The sequence below is a fragment of the Halosimplex aquaticum genome, assembly GCF_028747785.1.
GTDB classification, from domain to species: Archaea; Halobacteriota; Halobacteria; order Halobacteriales; family Haloarculaceae; genus Halosimplex; species Halosimplex aquaticum.
Map to the genome: position 1 here is coordinate 3,296,487 of NZ_CP118158.1, position 17,786 is coordinate 3,314,272.

The 17,786-nt window shown below is 69.4% G+C and carries 16 protein-coding genes; 10 read left to right on the plus strand and 6 right to left on the minus strand.

Translation table 11 applies throughout. The features are described from left to right. Positions 1 to 98: 98 nt before the first annotated feature. The 3 genes from PSC72_RS16535 (at position 99) to PSC72_RS16545 (ending at position 2,222) form a co-directional block, all read left to right on the plus strand. Positions 99 to 1,544, plus strand: a complete 1,446-nt coding sequence (locus PSC72_RS16535; RefSeq protein WP_274322524.1) for a redoxin domain-containing protein — start codon at positions 99 to 101, stop codon at positions 1,542 to 1,544. Positions 1,545 to 1,612: 68 nt separating this feature from the next. Then, on the plus strand, positions 1,613 to 1,945 hold the full coding sequence (locus tag PSC72_RS16540) for a nuclear transport factor 2 family protein (protein WP_274322525.1): 333 nt from the start codon (positions 1,613 to 1,615) through the stop codon (positions 1,943 to 1,945). A gap of 124 nt (positions 1,946 to 2,069) precedes the next feature. Then, the gene (locus tag PSC72_RS16545) at positions 2,070 to 2,222 is read left to right on the plus strand and encodes a DUF7557 family protein (protein WP_274322526.1); all 153 of its coding nucleotides are present in this window, start codon (positions 2,070 to 2,072) and stop codon (positions 2,220 to 2,222) included. Between the two features lie 61 nt (positions 2,223 to 2,283). Here PSC72_RS16545 and serS read toward each other — a convergent pair whose 3' ends face one another. After that, the gene (gene serS, locus PSC72_RS16550) at positions 2,284 to 3,666 is read right to left on the minus strand and encodes a serine--tRNA ligase (protein ID WP_274322527.1); all 1,383 of its coding nucleotides are present in this window, start codon (positions 3,664 to 3,666) and stop codon (positions 2,284 to 2,286) included. A 601-nt stretch (positions 3,667 to 4,267) separates the two neighbouring features. On the opposite strand from serS, the gene PSC72_RS16555 reads away from it, so the two are divergent. Further along, positions 4,268 to 5,119 carry an alpha/beta fold hydrolase gene (locus PSC72_RS16555; protein ID WP_274322528.1) on the plus strand — a complete coding sequence of 284 codons (852 nt, stop codon included), beginning with the start codon at positions 4,268 to 4,270 and terminating at the stop codon, positions 5,117 to 5,119. A gap of 69 nt (positions 5,120 to 5,188) precedes the next feature. Next, positions 5,189 to 6,100 carry an MBL fold metallo-hydrolase gene (locus PSC72_RS16560; RefSeq protein ID WP_274322529.1) on the plus strand — a complete coding sequence of 304 codons (912 nt, stop codon included), beginning with the start codon at positions 5,189 to 5,191 and terminating at the stop codon, positions 6,098 to 6,100. A 16-nt stretch (positions 6,101 to 6,116) separates the two neighbouring features. Here the strand turns inward: PSC72_RS16560 and PSC72_RS16565 are convergent, their stop codons facing one another. Both PSC72_RS16565 and PSC72_RS16570 read right to left on the minus strand, forming a co-directional pair. Next, entirely contained in the window at positions 6,117 to 8,195 is a 2,079-nt protein-coding gene (locus PSC72_RS16565) for a bacterio-opsin activator domain-containing protein (protein WP_328518195.1), read from the minus strand. 24 nt (positions 8,196 to 8,219) lie between these two features. Beyond that, the gene (locus PSC72_RS16570; RefSeq protein ID WP_274322530.1) at positions 8,220 to 9,989 is read right to left on the minus strand and encodes a PAS domain-containing protein; all 1,770 of its coding nucleotides are present in this window, start codon (positions 9,987 to 9,989) and stop codon (positions 8,220 to 8,222) included. Positions 9,990 to 10,224: 235 nt separating this feature from the next. On the opposite strand from PSC72_RS16570, the gene PSC72_RS16575 reads away from it, so the two are divergent. From PSC72_RS16575 to PSC72_RS16590, 4 genes are all read left to right on the plus strand, one after another. Beyond that, positions 10,225 to 10,560 (plus strand): DUF7344 domain-containing protein, encoded by a 336-nt coding sequence (locus tag PSC72_RS16575; protein WP_274322531.1) that lies wholly within the window; start codon positions 10,225 to 10,227, stop codon positions 10,558 to 10,560. 89 nt (positions 10,561 to 10,649) lie between these two features. Next, positions 10,650 to 10,781, plus strand: a complete 132-nt coding sequence (locus tag PSC72_RS16580; RefSeq protein ID WP_274322532.1) for a hypothetical protein — start codon at positions 10,650 to 10,652, stop codon at positions 10,779 to 10,781. A gap of 213 nt (positions 10,782 to 10,994) precedes the next feature. Then, positions 10,995 to 11,297, plus strand: coding sequence for a hypothetical protein (locus PSC72_RS16585; RefSeq protein WP_274322533.1), 303 nt, complete (start codon positions 10,995 to 10,997; stop codon positions 11,295 to 11,297). A 105-nt stretch (positions 11,298 to 11,402) separates the two neighbouring features. Then, entirely contained in the window at positions 11,403 to 13,388 is a 1,986-nt protein-coding gene (locus tag PSC72_RS16590; RefSeq protein ID WP_274322534.1) for a cation:proton antiporter domain-containing protein, read from the plus strand. Positions 13,389 to 13,550: 162 nt separating this feature from the next. Here PSC72_RS16590 and PSC72_RS16595 read toward each other — a convergent pair whose 3' ends face one another. Further along, positions 13,551 to 14,690: a thiolase family protein gene (locus PSC72_RS16595; RefSeq protein ID WP_274322535.1), complete on the minus strand. Its 1,140-nt coding sequence runs from the start codon at positions 14,688 to 14,690 to the stop codon at positions 13,551 to 13,553. Positions 14,691 to 14,755: 65 nt separating this feature from the next. Beyond that, a complete protein-coding gene (locus PSC72_RS16600) occupies positions 14,756 to 14,980 on the minus strand; it encodes a hypothetical protein (protein ID WP_274322536.1) in 225 nt (74 codons plus the stop codon). Positions 14,981 to 15,114: 134 nt separating this feature from the next. Between PSC72_RS16600 and PSC72_RS16605 the strand changes: the two genes are divergently transcribed. After that, positions 15,115 to 16,485, plus strand: coding sequence for an ATP-binding protein (locus PSC72_RS16605; protein WP_274322537.1), 1,371 nt, complete (start codon positions 15,115 to 15,117; stop codon positions 16,483 to 16,485). A 134-nt stretch (positions 16,486 to 16,619) separates the two neighbouring features. On the opposite strand, the gene PSC72_RS16610 is transcribed toward PSC72_RS16605, so the two are convergent. Further along, a complete protein-coding gene (locus PSC72_RS16610; protein ID WP_274322538.1) occupies positions 16,620 to 17,639 on the minus strand; it encodes an NADP-dependent oxidoreductase in 1,020 nt (339 codons plus the stop codon). Between the last annotated feature and the right edge of the window lie 147 nt (positions 17,640 to 17,786).

The window sequence follows — 17,786 nt, forward strand, 5'->3', positions numbered from 1 at the left end:
ACCGGTCGGATATCGAACGGTACCGCGGCGCATGCGGTGGATACAGCGCGTGAAAACGCTCAGAACACCTTTATATGACCACTCGGATAGTTGGGACAATGCTTTCGGAGGGGGACGAGGCGCCGGCGGTCAGCCTGCCGGCGTACGTCGACGGTGAGCGCCGAACGATCGACTTACAGGAGTACCTGGGCGAGGGGATCGTCGTCCTCGCCTTTTACCCGGCGGACTTCAACCCCGCGTGTACGATGCAAGCGTCCGATCTCGGCGATCTCGACCTCTTCACGATGCAGAAGGACGTCTCCGTGTTCGCGGTCTCGCCGGACAGCACCTACAGCCACGAGGCGTTCGCCGATCGCTACAGCCTGCACGTGCCGCTGTTGAGCGACCGCGACGGCGACGCCGCGGAAGCCTACGACGTGGCGCTGGAGACCGACCTGGGCGAGCGGCTGGTCCAGCGGGCGGCCTTCGTCGTCGACCACCGGGGGACCGTCCAGTACGCATGGGCGACCGACGACCTGGAGGCACAGATCGACGTGGCGCCGGTCAAACGGGCGGTCGGCGACATCGGCGGCGACGACACCGCTATCGAGCGCTATCGGGTGGGCCACGACCACTACGTCGAGGGCCGCGAGGCGTTCACGGAGGCGATGGCCGACTACGAGGACCGCGAGTGGATGGACGCCCGGAACGGGTTCGAGGAGGCCGAGCCGGCGTTCACGACCGCCGCCGACCACTTCGACACGGCGGTCCGGTTCGCCGAGACGGGCGACTTCGAGACGGTGGTCGACCGCACCGAGGAGAAGGCGGACACGCTCTCGCACGCGGCGAAGTGGCTGACGGACTCCGCCGACGCGTTCGCGAGCGGCCGCGGCAAACAGGGCGCGGAGTACCGCGAGGACGCCGAGCGCCTCCTCGACGCCGCCGAGGACCTCTCGGAACCGCCCGACCCCGACGCGTTCGCGCTCACCGACGACGGGGTCGAAGTCGGCGAGTCGGTCGTCGTCCACTCGGCCGACGAAGACGGCTACGACTTGCGGGCCGACGACGCCGACGCGGTCGACACCGACCTCGATCTGGCCGACGACGCCCTCGACGCCGTCCCGGAGGGCGAGAGCGCGTACGACGACGCGAGCGCCGAGTCCGACACGGTCGAAGGCGACCTGGAGATGGACGTCGAGGCGGTCGAGGCCGCCGACGCGGACGACGACGGCGAGCGGTCCGCGGTCGAGGGCGACACCGTCGAGGGCGACCTGGAGATGGACCTGGACGTCGTCGAGGACGCGACGGACGGGGACGAGTCGGACGGCGGCGCCGCGTCGTCCCCCCGAAGCGACGCCGCAGAGACGTCCGCCGAGCGGGAGGGCGCGGTCGATCCGGCCGACGCGCCCGGCGGAGGGAGCGACGCGAGCGACGGCGGTGAGTCGGCAGGCGAGGGCGACGAAGAGGACGAGGTCGAGGAACTCGACCTCGTGGACCCGACGGAGGGCGACGACGAGGCGGAAGAAGACGACGAGCGGGCGGACTGGGACATCCCCGGGCGGTAGCCTCGAACGCCGCGCTGTGGACGTGTCCCGACCACCGCGTTCTTGCCCCGGCCCCGCCAAGTCCGTGTATGACCGACCGCGCCGTCGAGCGGGCGCGCGCCTACTACCGCGCTCTCGACGAGCACGACTACGAGCGCCTCACCGATCTGCTCGCGCCGGAGTTCGTCCACGAGCGACCGGACCTGACGCTCGACGGGCGCGAGCGCTTCGTGACGTTCATGCGCGAGGAGCGGCCGCAGACGGACACCAGCCACCGGGTCGAGGAGGTCCTCGACGGCCCCGACCGGGTCGCCGTCCAGGGGCGCCTGCTCGCCGCCGACGGGACCGAGATTACCGGATTCGTAGACGTGTTCTCCATCGCCGATGGGGCGATCCGTCGCATCGAGACCTACACGGACTGACCCCTGCGCGGCGGTGGGGTGACCGGCGTCGAAGCGGTCGGCCGTCGTGGGGACGCCCGCGCCGCGTCCTGTCACTCGTCGGTGGCGTGATCCGCTTTTCAGCGAGGAACCCGAAGTGGGCGCGATGGCGACGATCGAACTCCCGGACGAACTCGTGGAGCGCATCGACCGGCACTGCGAGTCGGACGTGACTCGCGAGGAGTTCCTCGACGAGGTGCTCAGCCACTACGAGACCGAGGGCCGGTTCCTCCGCGAGGGCTACTCGGGCGAACCCTGACCGCCGCCCACGGACCGTCAGATAGGCTCGTTGCCGGGGACTGGAGGCGTCGAGAGCGTCGTTACTCCTTGTCGCCGGCGCCGACGGCGCTCTCGCCGACGGGTTCGTGGCCCTCGATGACTTCCTGGCCGTTCATGTACGGGCGCAGCGCCTCGGGGACGGTGACGGTGCCGTCGTCGTTCTGGTAGTACTCCATGACGGCGACCATCACGCGCGGGACGGCGACGCCGCTGCCGTTGAGCGTGTGGAGGTACTCGGCGCCCTCGTGGCGCTCGGGCCGGTAGCGCAGGCCCGCCCGCCGCGCCTGGAAGTCCTCGAAGTTCGAGACGCTGGAGACCTCCAGCCAGCGCCCGCCCACGTCGGGACCGTCTTCCATGTCGTCGGCGGGCGCCCACACCTCGATGTCGTACTTCTTGGCCTGGGTGAACCCCATGTCGCCGGTACACATGTCGAGCACGCGGTAGGGCAGGCCCAGTCGCTGGAGGACTTCCTCGGCTTCGCTCAGGAGCCCTTCGAGGCGGTCGTAGCTCTCCTCCGGGCGGACGAAGTTGACGAGTTCGACCTTGTTGAACTGGTGGACGCGGACGTAGCCGCGGGTCTCCGTCCCGTGTTCGCCGGCCTCACGGCGGAAGTTCGGCGAGAACGCCTGGTGTTTCACGGGGAGGTCGTCGTCCAGCAGGATCTCGTCGCGGTACATGTTGGTGACCGGCACCTCCGCCGTGGGCAGCAGCCACAGGTCGTCGTCGTCGTACTCGTCGTCCTGTCGCGCGCCGACGCGGTAGGCGTCCTCGGCGAACTTCGGGAGCTGTCCGGTCCCGCGCATCGACGCGGAGTTGATGGGGATCGGCGGGGAGACCTCGACGTAGTCCTGTTCTTCGTGGACGTCGAGGAAGAACTGGATGAGCGCCCGCTCCAGTTTCGCGCCGTCGCCCTTGACGAACTGGAACCCGCCCCCGGAGACCTTCGCGCCGCGCTCGAAGTCGAGGATGTCGAGTTCCTCGCCGAGGTCGTAGTGGGGGACCACGTCGTCGGGGTCGACCCGCAGGTCGTCGAACCCCTCGCGGTAGCGCTCGACGTTGTCGCTCTCGTCCTCGCCGGTCGGGACGGACTCGTGGGGGACGTTCGGGAGTTCGAGCAGTCGTTTTTCGAGTTCCGCTTCGAGTTCGTCCGCGCGGTCCTCGACCTCCTGGAGTTCGTCCTTGAGTTCCTGGGAGCGCTCGATGGCTTCCTGGGCCTCCTCCTCTTTGCCCTCCTGTTTGAGTTCGCCGATCGTGCTGGAGACCTCGTTGCGCTCGTGTCGGAGGCCGTCGCCGCGGGCCTTGAGTTCGCGCCACTCCTCGTCGATCTCGAGGATCTCGTCCAGGTCGACGCCCGTGACGCCCTTGCGCTCGATGGCGTCGCGGACCGTCTCGGGGTTCTCCCGGACGAACTGCCTGCTTAGCATGGTCGCCGGTTCTCGACGGCCGACCGTAGGCGTGTCGGTCCGATGTGAACGCGTGACGGCCTTCGGAGAGCCGGCACTTCGTGCCGTGAGCGCCACCGCGACCGCTACTCGAACCGGAACCGCGAACAGCGTGAAAGCCCCGACCCGTTCGGCTCGGGGGTCTCGCTGTGCTCCTCGGTCGCTTCGCTCCCTGCGGTGCTTGCGTCGTCCACCTTCGCCGAACGGCTCGCCCCTTTCATTCCCACACAGACGGATCGGCCAAGCTACGCAGGTGGGAATGAAAGGGGCCGCTGGCTCGTTGCCGCCCCGGCGACGTAAGCACTGGAACGAGCGCAGCGAGTGAAGCGCGCAGCGAGCCGCGGCGGTACGAGCGAGCGGGGGCTTTCACGCTGTTTGCGGTCGATACAGTCTCGGTCGATACAGTCTCGGTCGATACAGTCTCGGTCGATACAGTCTCGGTCGATACAGTCTCGGTCGATACAGTCTCGGTCGATGCAGTCTCGGCCGTAGCGCTCATCTTGTCTCCACACTGAACTACGATAACAACCCACACACGCCGGAGCGACACGCGTTAGTGTCCAGCGTCCAACAACGCATACACATGGACGAGCCGTCGACGATCGACTTGCCGGACGGCCGGGCGCTCTCGTACGCCGAGTACGGCGACCCCGACGGAACGCCTGTCCTCGCCTTCCACGGCGTCATCGGGTCGCGACTGATGTGGTCGCTCTGCGACGAGGACGCGGCCGATCGGGGCGTCCGCCTCGTCGCGCCCGACCGTCCGGGCTTCGGCGCCTCCGACTTCCAGGCCGGCCGGCGCCTGCTGGACTGGCCGGAGGACGTGTGCGCGCTCGCCGATCACCTGGGCATCGATCGATTCGGCGTCGTCGGGTTCTCCGGAGGCGGGCCGCACGCGATGGCCTGCGCCCACGCCGTCCCCGACAGGGTGCGCGGCGTCTCGCTCGTGAGCACCGTCACGCCGCCGGAGACGCGGGCGAGCGCGGACCCGTTCAACGAGGCCGTGCTGTCGGCGACGCGGTTCGTGCCAGGGTTCTCGCAGGCGGCGTTCGCGTCGTCGGCGTGGCTGGCCGCGAACGCGCGGCCGCAGTTCCGGACCGCGCTGGTGGCCGGGTCGCCGGCGCAGGACCGCGCGGTCTTCGACGGGCCGGCCGGCGAGACGCTCGTGAACGACAGCGCGGAGTCCTTCCGCATGGGTTCGCGCGGCCCCGCCCACGACCTGCCGCTGGTCGGCAACGACTGGGGGTTCGACGCCGGCGAGTGCCCGCTCCCGGTCGAGTTGTGGCACGGTCGCGCGGACGCGACCGTCGGCGTCGACCTCGCGCGGGCGTTCGGCGACCTGCTGCCCGAGGCCGACCTCCACCTCTCCGACGACGCACACTACTCGACGTACGTCAACAACCGCGGCGCGATCATCGACGCGGCCGCACGGTAGCCCCGCGGTCGTCCGGTCCCTGGCCGTGGCGACGCGAACCATTTTGTCCGCGCCGCCCGGGAATCGGGTATGGCAATCGGTGACGTGTCCGAGGTGACGGTCGGCGACTGCACGGACCTCTCGTACGTCGACACGGGGATGTACGGCGTGGCCGAGTACGGCGCGGTCTACGTCCTCGACGCCGAACGGCCCGCCCTGATCGACACCGGGATCGGAACGAACTACGAGCACGTGCTCGACGCCGTCGACGCGGCCGGGCTCGCGCCCGCTGATATCGAAGTGATCGCGGTGACGCACGTCCACCTCGACCACGCCGGCGGCGCGGGCTTCCTCGTCGACGAGTGTCCGAACGCCGAGGTGTACGTCCACGGGATCGGCGCGCCGCACCTGATCGATCCCGAGCGACTCTGGGAGGGGACGAAGCGCGCCGTCGGCGACCAGATCCGGGCGTACACGGAGCCCGAGCCCGTCCCGAAGTCGCGGATCACCGAGATCGAAGACGGCGACGGCATCGACCTGGGCGACCACGCGCTCGACGTGCACCACGCTCCGGGACACGCGCCACATCAGGTGGTCTTCCACGACCCCGCGAACGACGCGACGTTCGTCGCCGACGCGGCGGGCATCTACTCGCCGACCGCCGACGAGATTTTCCCGACGAGCCCGCCGCCGAACTTCGACCCCGACCAGTGCCAGGCCGACGTCGAGATGCTCCGGTCGCTCAACCCCGAGGTGCTCTGTTACCCGCACTTCGGCCCGGCGGAGACGGGCGAGAAGCTCGACCGCTACGCCGAGGTGCTCTCGTCGTGGGTCGCCGCAGTCGCCGACGAGCGGGCCGAGCGCGGCGACGACGAGGGGGTGATCGACCACTTCGTCGCCGAGGCCGACGCCGAGCGGGAGCTGTGGGGGGCGGAGAAGGCCGACGCGGAAGTGGCGATGAACGTCCGGGGCGTCCTGACGGCGCTCGACCGCGAGGAGTGAGGGGGGCGCGGCCCGCTCAGCCGCTCGCGGACTCGAAGAGGGCGCCGAAGACCTTGCCCTCGGCCTTGCGGAGGTGCTGGTGGAACGTGGGCGGGGAGACCTGCAGCGAGTCGGCGACGTCCTCGCCGGAGGCGTCGCGGGGCCACTCGAAGAAGCCGGCGTGGTAGGCGGCTTCGAGGGTCGTCCGCTGGCGGTCGGTGAGATCCGAGAGGAGCGCGCTCGTCGGCCGCGACTGCGCTTCCTCCTTGTTGACCTGCTGGCGGCGCAGCATCGTCGCCGACGGGTACGCGTCCTGGACGGCCTCGATGACCTGCCGCACGTCCGCGTTCGGCGAGATGTGCAGCGTCATGCGGTAGTCGCCGTCCTCGACGGCGGCGTGTTCGACGGACCCGCCGAGCGACGCCAGCGTCGAGAGCACCGGTGGTTCGTTCATCCGGAGTTCGAACCGCGTACCGCCGTCGCCGTCGGCGTCGGCGTCCGTGAACGAGACCGCGGCCCAGTGGGGGAGCCGGTCGACCAGCGCTTCCAGCGTCGGGACGGCGTCGGCCGACGCGTCGCCGTAGACGAGGAACTCGTCGTCGCCGAGCGTGACGACGTGCTCGAAGGTGAACCGCCCGCCCGGGGCGTGGCCGACGTCGAGCGCCTCGAAGAGGTTCGGGATGCCGAACTCCACCTCGACGACCTCGTCGCTCAACAGGGCCTGCTTGCGGTCGGTCGCGGCGATGGCGTGCCCGATCACCTCGCCGAGCTGGCGCAGAACGCTCCGCTCCTGCCCCTCGAATGCGTTCGGCCGACCCGCGTAGACGTTCAGCACGCCGTAGGTCGTCCCCTCGTAGCGGATCGGGATCGCCGCCGAGGAGGCGAAGCCGTACTCCGCGGCCGCCTCGCGCCACGGCTCGTAGCGGGGGTCGCTCCCGATCCGCTGGATCGCCTGGACCTCTCCGGTCCGGAGGGCGAGCGCGGTCGGTCCCCGGCTTCGTTCGTCGTCCGGGTTGATAGAGATGCTCACGTCGTCGAGGTATCCCTCGGTGCCCGCTTGCGTCCGGACGGCGACGGTCTGGGAGGCCGATTCCACGTCGCCGATCCAGGCGAACTCGTAGGAGTCGGTCGCGGCGAGCTCCTCGCAGACGGTCCGTTCGATCTCGTCGCGGGTCGACTGGTCGAGGACCGCGTCGGTGATCTCGCGGACGGCCTCGTTGAGGCTGTTGAGCGCCGCGAGCTGCTCGCGCTGGCGGACGAGCGTGTCCTCGTAGCGGTGGCGGCTGATCGCCGTCGCGAGGATCGTCGCGACCGACTGGACGAAGTTGACGTCCCGCTCCGAGAACGCGGTCGCCTCGGTGTCGTGGGTACCGAGGATCCCCCACGGGTCCTCCGGCGGCCCGATGACGACGCTGATCCCGCTGCGCACGCCGTGGTCGGCGAACACGTCCGGGCCGCTGAACCGGGCGTCGGACGGCAGGTCCTCGACGACGACGGGGTCGCCCGAGCGGAGCGTGTAGGCGGCCTGGGAGTCGTCGTCGACCGCGGGGACGGTCGCCGATCCGACGACGCCCTCGTCCCAGCCGACGCCCTGGCGGAACAGGAGCTCACCGGCGTCGGCGTCGAGGTCGAGCACCTCGCAGTAGTCGGTGGCGAGCGTCGTCGCCACCCGCTCGGCCGCTTCGGCCATCAGCGTGTCCAGATCGCGGTCCTCCAGGGCGCGCTGGCCGAGGTCGGTGACGACCTGCTGCTGGCGGATCCGCCGCTGGAGCTCCCGCTCGCGTTCGATGCGCTCGGAGACGTCGCGGACGACGCCGCAGCGGCCGTACCCATCGCCGACGGAGAGCGGTTCGTAGCGCGTCTCGACGGGGACGCGGCTCCCGTCCTTGCGGACGAGTTCGAACTCGATGGTCGCGACGTCGCGCTCGCCCTCGGCGACGGCCGCGGCGCGCTCCTCGACGATGGGGGCGTACTCGTCGTCGTAGAGCGTGTTCGCCTCCGCGCCAAGCAGTTCCTCGCGGTCGTAGCCGACCATCTCGCAGAAGGCGTCGTTCACGAGGACGTACCGGTTGTCGTCGTCGAGCGCGTAGATGCCGTCGTCGACCGTCTCGACGATCGACTCGTACCGCTCGAGCTCGCGCTAGCGCGCCTTGCGCTCGGTGACGTCGCGGAAGTAGACGGACAGCCCGCTCTCGGAGGGGTAGGCCGCCACGTCGAACCACGTCTCCAGGGGCGGGAAGTACGCCTCGAAGGAGACGGACTCGTTGGTCTCGCGGGCGCGCTCGTGCTCCCGCTGGAACCGGGAGTCGACGGCCTCCGGGAACTCGTCCCAGACGTTCCGCCCGACGAGCGCCTGCTGGGGCCGTTCGAGCAGTTCGGCCGCCTGGTCGTTGACGTACGTGAACCGCCACTCGTCGTCCAGCGCCACGAAGCCGTCGTCGACGCGGTCGAGCACCTCGTTCAACTCGTGCTCCAGGTCGTCGCGGCTGCGTTCGAGCAGCCGCGCCTGCTCTTTGAGCCGCGTGATGTCCTCGGCCGAGACGACGACGCGCTCGACGTCGCCGTCGGCGTCCGTCAGCGGGACCGCGTTGACCGAGAACCACCGCTCCGCGGTCCCGGGCAGGTCGAACCGCCCGACCCAGTCTTCGACGGGCTGGCCGGTCCGGAGCGCGACCTCGTAGGGGCGCTCGCCCGGCGGGACGGGCTCGCCGTCCTCGTCGAAGACCGTGTTCTCGGGGAAGGGATCCGAGTCCACCCCGTCTGGCGCGTTCAGGTACCGCTTCGCCTGCTCGTTCATCCGGAGGGGGTCGCCCCGCCCGTCGAGGACGGCGACGCCCTCGGGGATGGCGTCGATGGTCCGCTCGAGCAGGTCGCGTTCGCGCTCTAGCTCCCGCTCGAACTCGCGGCGCTCGGTCATGTTCCGAGTCACCTTCGCGTACCCGACCAGTTCGCCCGCGTCGTCGCGGATCGCGGTCATCGTGACGTTCGCCCAGAACCGGCTCCCGTCGGCGCGGACCCGCCACCCCTCGTCTTCGACCGACCCCTCCTCCGCCGCGGTCGCGAGGTTCGCCTCCGGCACGCCCGCCTCCCTGTCGGCCTCCGTGTAGAACGTCGAGACGTGCTCGCCGACGATATCGCCGGTCTCGTAGCCCTTCAGGCGCTCGGCGCCGGAGTTCCAGGTCCGGACGCGGCCGTCGGCGTCGAGGCGGAAGATGGCGTACTCCTCGACGGCGTCGACCAGCGACTCGAACTGGTCGCGCTGTGCGATGTAGGCCTGTTCCGAGCGCTTGCGGTCGGTCACGTCGTAGTAGAGTTCGACCCGGCCGCCCGCGTACGCGCCCGACTCGATCGGTTTGCTCCGGTGTTCCAGCCACCGTTCGGTCCGGCCGTCGCCGATCGTGACGCGGCACTCGAAGCGCTCCTCCCCGGCGTCGTCGTAGGTCGCGAGCACCCGCTCGGCGAACCGTTCGGAGTCGTCGACCGACGGGGCGATCGACTGCTCGACCACCGAGCGCTTGTCGCGGCCGATCACCCGGTCGCGGTCGATCCCGAAGTAGCGCTCGGTGGCGTCGTTGATCCACGCGACCGTGTAGTCCTCGTCGAGGACGAACACGCCCACCTCGGCGCGACCCAGCACGTCCGAGACGAGCGACTCGGCCGCCGCGGGCGAGTCGGGATCGGCGCCCCCTCGCTCCCCGTCGGCGGGCACGCGCCACCAAACGCGTGCGCTCGCGCCGACTTTCTTGGTCCGGAGCCGATCCCGATCGACCAGCCTGTCCAGTCGGTCGTACGTGCTCCGCCGGCCGAGATCGAGCGCCTCGGCCACCTCGCTCGTCGTCTTCGGCTCCGCGTCCCCGTCGAAGACCGCGAGCGTCTCCCTGAGGCTCTCGGTCAACCCGTGCGATTCCATCGTCAGAATGCTCGGTCGGGGGCAACTACAACCTTCCGCCGGCGGAGTCTCCAAGCGACACGTGACCGGTACCTACCTGGAATCTATCTCGCGGCCGAACGGGGCCATCGGGGACAGATAGATGTCATATATGTTCCAATTCCCGCCGGCACCGAACCTAATCACTTCTAGCGATCCCTTACCGGTGGTCGGGTGTTCTCTGCAAGTACGCAGCCGAACCCGGGAGACACCATCTATGTCACGGATCACCTGCGAGACTGACGACGGAAACGGGGACAGAGAGCTGACCGACGACGAGTGCTACGACCTGCTGGCGGACGAACGACGGCGCCTCGCGCTGGCCGAACTCGCCGAGCGGTCGGCCCCCATCGCGCTGGACGACCTCGCGGCCGCGGTCGCCGCTCGCGAGGTGGACGGCGCTACCCCGTCCGCCACCGACACCCAGCGAGCGGCCGTCTCGCTCCACCACGCCCACCTGCCGCGCATGGCGGACCTGGGCGTGATCGACTACGACGCACAGACGAATCGCATCGAGCGGGTCGGCGACGTGCCGACGTCCCTGCCGGCCTGAGCGCCGATGCCGACGCCGTCCACGGTCGGCGACGCGGGCTCTCGGGCCCGCTGTATCGGGCGCCTGCCGTCCCGACGGCGCACGTACCCGTGAACGCCCTCTGCCCGAACTGCCGGTCGGCGGAGGGCGAGGTGACGGACAGGAACAGCGAGCCCGAAGCGGGGCTCCGGGTCGAGTTCTGCTGTCCGGAGTGCGACCACGACTGGGACGTGACGCTGTAGCGCCCGCTGCGGGAGGACACGACCTTTTTCAGACAGCGCGTCGTACCCGGTGAGGAAACCTGTGCGTTCGCCCGGGGCCGCGGTCCGGGAGTGGGAGACTCACACCGGGCGTTCGCGCTTCAGGATTCAGGAGACACATGCCAGGTTACGACGGAGACGGAACGGTACCGAGCATCGCAGTGGGGCCGACGGCAGCGGCTTCGAGAGGTCGGAGTGACTGACGCCGAGCCGGTGGTCAAGCGAGCGGACTGCCCGTACGAGGGCTGTTCCGCCGACGGGCGAGTCGTCGTCCCCGGTGGCGTCGTCGTCGTCACGACGGCGACGACCAGCGGCGGGACGGCGGAACCGTACGACGGCATCGTCTACGGGCACTGCCCGGACCACGAGTTCTACGCCTACTACCGGGCCCCCGGAGACGGAGACGGAGACGGAGACGGGGACGCCGCCGAGGCGTCGAGCGATCGCGGTCCCACCGACGAGGGCCCCGGGGACGACGGTTCGGTGGCGACAGAGTGACACGACTGCCGGACCGAGCACAGATCCCGTTCCGTTCTGTCGGAGCGGCGAGTGAGTGCGTTTATATCGCGGGCTTCCGTGAGCCCGACCAGATGGAGGGACACCGTGGCTACCGGCGGTAGCGAACTGCTCATCCCGTTGGTCGCGGGGATCATCGGACTGGGTATCCTCGCGCAGTTGCTCGCGGCCCGCCTGCGAGTGCCGAGTATCATCTTCTACCTGCTCGTGGGCGTCATCATCGGCCGCCCCGGGCTCGGCTGGGTGACCAGCGAGACGTTCGGCGAGGCGCTGCCGGCCATCGTCGGCCTGGCCGTCGCCATCATCGTCTTCGAGGGCGCGTTCCACCTCCACCTCGACCGGATCAAGGAGGCGCCCGCCGAGGCGTTCCGGATGGTGACCCTCGGTGCCATCATCGCGCTCGTCGGCACCGCCGTCGCGGTCAAGCTGGCATTCGAACAGGCGACCTGGGAGCTGTCCTTCCTCATCGGCGCCCTGCTGGTCGCGACCGGGCCGACGGTGGTGACGCCGATCCTCCAGGTCGTCCCCGTCCGCGACCGCGTCGCGGCCGTCCTGGAGACCGAGGGGATCGTCAACGACGTGACGGCGGCGATCATCGCCGTCGTCGTCTTCGACGCGCTGAACCCCGAGGCGGGGTCGACCGGGTTCGTCCAGTCGTTCGCCAGTCGCATCGGCATCGGCATCTTCGTCGGCCTCGTCGTCGCGGCGGCCGTCTTCTACCTGCTCAGGTACGTCGACCTCTCCCCGGGCGACGCGCCGCGCAACGCCCGCCTCCTCGTGCTCGCGGGCGCCCTGGTGGCCTTCGCCGGGGCGAACACCCTCGCCAGCGAGGCCGGCGTCGCCGCCGTCGCCACCGCGGGGATGGTGCTCGGCAACGTCGACATCCCCTACGAGGAGGAGATAACCAACTTCAAGGGCGACGTGACGCTGCTCGTCCTCTCGTTCGTGTTCATCGCGCTGGCCGCACAGCTCAACCCACAGACGCTCCTCGAAGTCGGGATCCCCGGGCTGGCGGTCGTCGCCGCCGTCGCGCTGATCATCCGCCCGCTGCTCGTGATGATCTCGACGGTCGGCGACCGCTTCACCTTCAACGAGCGACTGTTCATCAGCGCCATCGGCCCGCGGGGGATCATCCCGGCGTCGGTCGCGACGCTGTTCGCCGTCGAGCTACAGAACGTCGCCTCGGAGCGCCGGGCCAGGGCGGCAGAACTCGTCGGCGAGGGAGTCAACGCAACGACCGTCTGCGGACCGGATCTGACCGGCGAGGCCGCGGCCCTGTGTGCGGAGGCCGGCACGCTCGTCAGCCAATCGGAACTGCTGCTCGGAGTCGTCTTCCTGGCGATCTTCGCGACCGCTCTCGTCGAGGGCGGCCTCGCGCGCCACGTCGCACAATACCTGGACGTCATTCCCATGAGAGTAATCATCGTCGGAGGCGGGAAGGTGGGCCGCTCGCTCGCCGAACGCCTCGAGGACCGCGGCGAGAACGTCGTGGTCATCGAAGAGAACGAATCGACCGCCGAACGAGTGCGAAACACGGGCTTCACCGCCATCATCGGCGACGGCACGGACACGGAGGTCCTGCGCGAAGCCGGCGCGAACAACGCCAAGACGGTCGTCGCCGCCACCGGCGACGACGACGCGAACCTGCTCGTCTCGCAACTGGCGAGCACGAAGTTCGACGTCGAACACGTCATCGCGCGGGCTAACAACCCCGACAACGTCGACGCCTTCGAGGACCTGGGCGTGCGGACCATCTCCTCGGCGATGGCGACCGCCTGGGCCATCGACAACCAGATCGAACGCCCGGCCATCGCCCACTGGATGACCGACGTGGGCCGCGCGGGCGACGTCCAGGAGGTCGAAGTGACCAACGAGGAGATCATCGGCAAGCCCGTCCGCGACGTCGGCCCGATGCTCCCCGACGCCTGCCTCATCGCCCTGCTGAGCAAGGGCGACCCCGAGTCCGCGGACGTCCCGACCGCCGACACCGTCATCGAGCGCGGTGACTACCTCACCCTGCTCGGCCGCACCGAGTCGGTCCGCGAAGGGATGAAGCTCGTCAACCCGGACTGACCCGACCACCTTTTTCGCTTCGGGCGTCCTCGCGGCGCTTCGCGCCGCTGCGGGCGCCACTCGGCGAAAAAGATGGGGCAAAAAAAGCCGGCCGCTCACTCCGTTCGCGGCCGGGGAACCGCGCGCGCCGGTGGCGCGCGGACGAAAGTCTGACTCTCCTGCCTACGGCGCCCGCAGTTCGATGGCCGCCCCTTGACCGAAGCCGACGCACTCGGTCGCGAGTCCGAGGTCGTCGCCGCGGCGGTTCATCGAGTGCGCCAGCGTCACCGGCAGGCGCGCGCCGGAGGCCCCGAGCGGGTGGCCGATGGCGATGGCGCCGCCGGTGACGTTGTAGATGTCGTCGTCGAAGCCGAGTTCGCGCTGGCAGTAGAGCGCCTGGCTCGCGAACGCCTCGTTTAGTTCCACGAGGTCGAAGTCCTCGGGGTCGCGGCCGGTTCGCTCGCAGAGCTTGCGGACCGCGGGCACCGGACCGACGCCCATGATCGTCGGATCGACGCCGGCGACCATGTGGTCGCCCACCTCGGCGAGCACGTCGAGGCCGTGGTCGTCGGCGAACTCGCGGGAGGTGATCATCGTCCCCGAAGCGCCGTCGGAGATCTGCGAGGCGTTGCCCGGCGTGATCGTCCCGTCGCTCTTGAACACGGTTGGGAGCTGGGCCAGCTTCTCCATGGAGGTGTCGCGGCGGATGCCCTCGTCCTCGTCGACGGTCCCCTCCTCGGTCTCGATGGGGACGATCTCGTCGTCGAACTTCCCCGAGTCCGTCGCCTCGGCGGCGCGGCGCTGGCTCCGGAGGGCGTACTCGTCTTGCTCCTCGCGGGAGACGTCGAACTCCTCGGCGACCTTCTCGGCGGTCATCCCCATCTGGAGCTCGCCGATGTTGTACAGCTCGGCGAGCCGCGGGTGGACGTTGTGGGTGTTCTCGCCGAGGTCGACGCGCGTCATCGACTCGACGCCGCCGGCGATGACGCAGTCGCGCTGGCCGGCGGCGATGGCGTCGGCGCCGCGCATGACCGCCTCCGCCGAGGAAGCGCACCAGCGGTTGATCGTCGCCGCTGGCACTTCCTCGCCCAGATCGGAGAGCAGGGCGATGACGCGGGCCATGTTGTTGCCCTGCTCGCCGCGCTGTTGAGCGCAACCCCACAGCAGGTCGTCGACCTGTTCGCTCGCGAGGCCGGTGTCGGCGAGCATCTCGTTGATCAGCGGGATCGAGAGGTCCTCGCTGCGCACGTCCGCGAACACGCCGTCCTCTTTCCCCTGGGGCGTCCGACGAGCCTGAACGATGACCGGTGTCCTCTCTGTCATGGGTGAAGGGAGGGGCCGGACTCTGTTAAACCCTCACAAACCGGGAACGCGTCGTGCGGAGTTTGTCAGAACAGCTCGGCGGCGAGGAAGAGGACGACCGGTGCCACGACCAGGAGGAGGCCGATCGCCATCAGCGCGGCGGGGAGGACGAGCAGCCCCATGTCGGTCAGCAGCCACAGGCCGGCGCCGCCGAGGATCAGGGCGACGCCGACGAGGCCGAGCAGCCACCGGAGGATACCGCCCAGTCCGAAGTCGGTCGCGAGTTCGGCCACCTCGAAGACTTCGTCCATGTCGTTCGGCGTATGGTTGCCGCGCCGACATAAGTTTGGTGTGGGGGACCGACCCGTAATCGCCGTATCGAACGCCGGTGCTCGCGCCGCTAGTTCGCGAGACTTATACCGTCGAAAGGCGAATCTAGGTGGGAATGAGCGATCCGGAGCTAGCGGTCGTGGAGTTCGTGCTGACGACGCAGGTGTACAGCGAACACCGCGATCTCGACGCCGACGATCTGCCGCCCGACTACCGGGCGGTCTTCTGGAACGACGGGGAGATAGAGCGACCGCTGTCGGCCACGACGACCACCGCCCGACAGGCGACGGACGTCCAGCAGCCCTGGGAGGCGATCTCGGGCCTGATGTTCACCGACCGCGACGACTTCTCGGGGACGATCACCTTCACGGACGAGGACATGGCCAGGGAGTGGTACCTCGACCGCGTGGACGCCGACCACCTGAACGACAATCCCGTCCTCGCGAGCGTCTTCGAGGACGAGATCGAGGGGGCCGACTACGAGCTCGCCCGCGAGGACAACCGCCCGATCCGCGCCGACCGCGTCTGGATCGACAACCTGCTCGCGGAGTACTTCGACGAGGACGACGAGGACGAACAGGAGATGCTCGACCTCGTCGACATCCGCGCGCCCGAGGAGGTCGAGATGACCATGGACGACCTCGTGCTCACGGCCGACCAGGAGGGGGAGATCCACAAGATCGTCAAGGCCATCGAGCACCGCGACTACCTCGCGCAGATCGGCCTGCGGGAGATCGGGAAGCTCCTGTTCGTCGGCCCGCCGGGCACCGGGAAGACCTCGATCGCCCGCGCGCTGGCGAGCGAACTCGACCTCCCGTTCGTCGAGGTGAAGCTGTCGATGATCACCTCCCAGTACCTCGGCGAGACGGCGAAGAACGTCGAGAAGGTCTTCGAGGTCGCCACCCGCCTCTCGCCGTGCATCCTCTTCATGGACGAGTTCGACTTCGTCGCGAAGACCCGCGCCAGCGACGAGCACGCGGCCATCAAGCGGGCGGTCAACACACTGCTCAAGAGCATCGACGAGGTGAGCCTCATCGAGCACGAGGTGTTGCTCATCGGCGCGACCAACCACCCCGACCAGCTCGACGCCGCGGCGTGGCGACGCTTCGACGAGATCGTCAACTTCCCGAAGCCCGACGACCAGATGCGCGCCGACATCCTCCGGGTCGTCACCCGGGAGATGGAGATCCTCGACTTCGACCCGATGGAAGTGGCCCGGAAGACCGAGGGGCTGACCGGCAGCGACCTCCGGCTCGTCCTGCGCGAGGCGGTGCTGGACGCGCTGACCGAGGAGCGGACGACGCTCACCCAGCAGGATCTGCTCGACGCTGTGGAAGATTTCGAGGAGCGAGACAACCTGAAGAACATGGACATGATCGACGGCGACCACGACGCGCTCGTCGCCGGCGGCGACATCGCGGGCGCGAGCGACGGCGGATCCAGCGCCGCTTCGGACGGCGGCCACGACCACAGTCACGACCACTGAACGACGGCAGGTCGAGCGCCGCTTCGGACGGCGGTGAGCCGAGCGAAGCGAACCTCATCAGAGCTTGCTCTGAGGTAGGCCACGGCCACAGTCACGATCACTGAACAAGGGCAGACCGCACGGACGCCGAACTTCTATTCGTTCGCGTCGCTCACTTTCACGAGCTGTTTGCCGATGTTCTCGCCCTCGAACAGCCCGAGGAACGCGTCGGGAGCGGTCTCCAGTCCGTCCGTGACGGTCTCGCGGTACTCGATCTCGCCGCTGGCCACCCACTCGCCGAGCTGTTTCGTCGCCTGCTCGAAGCGGGGCGCGAAGTCGCCGACGAGGAACCCCTCGACGCGGGCGCGCTTGGTAAGAACCGTCGAGAGTTTGCGCGGGCCGGTCGGGCGCTCGGTGGCGTTGTAGTGGGCGATTTGGCCGCAGATGGCGACGCGTGCGTCGACGTTCAGCCGGTCGAAGACGGCGTCGGTTATCGGTCCGCCGACGTTGTCGAAGTAGGCGTCGACCCCGTCGGGCGCCGCCTCGTCCAGCGCGGCGCGGTAGTCGTCGGTCTCCTTGTAGTTGATCCCGGCGTCGAAGCCAAGTTGGTCTTCGAGGAACGCGACCTTCTCGTCGGAGCCGGCGAAGCCGACGACGCGGGCGCCCGAGAGGGCGGCGATCTGGCCGGCGACGGAGCCGACCGCGCCCGCTGCGCCGGTGACGACGAACGTGTCGCCGGCCTTGGGTTCGGCCACCTCGCGGACGCCGAAGTACGCGGTCCGGCCGGGCATGCCCAGCACGCCCAGCGCCGTCGAGACGGGTGCCAGGTCGGGGTCGACCGCGGTGAGTTCGGTCCCCGGGGCGGCCGTGTAGTCGGCCCACTCCAGGTTGCCGACGACGACGTCGCCCTCGTCGAAGCCGGCGCCGTTGGACTCGACGACCTCGCCGACGGCAGCGGCCCGGAGCGGGTCGCCGACCTCCCACGGCTCGGCGTAGGACTCGCCGGCGCTCATCCGGCCGCGCATGTACGGGTCGACCGAGAGATAGCGAGTGCGGACGAGCGCCTCGCCCGGGCCGGGCTCGGGCACGTCGGTCTCGACCAGGTCGAAGGTGTCGCGGTCCGGTTTCCCCTCGGGGCGCTTCGCCAGGCGGAACTGCCGGTTGTCGTCTCGCATGGAGTCGACTACGGCCGCGGGGCCGAAGAGTCCCCCGACTTCGACGCTGAATAAACTGGGTCGGGGTTTCTCACCACCTCCTCACGTAGCCAACCCACGTGCTGACAAACTCGTCGGGTGTTTCTACCGGCCGGAGGCGCGGGACCG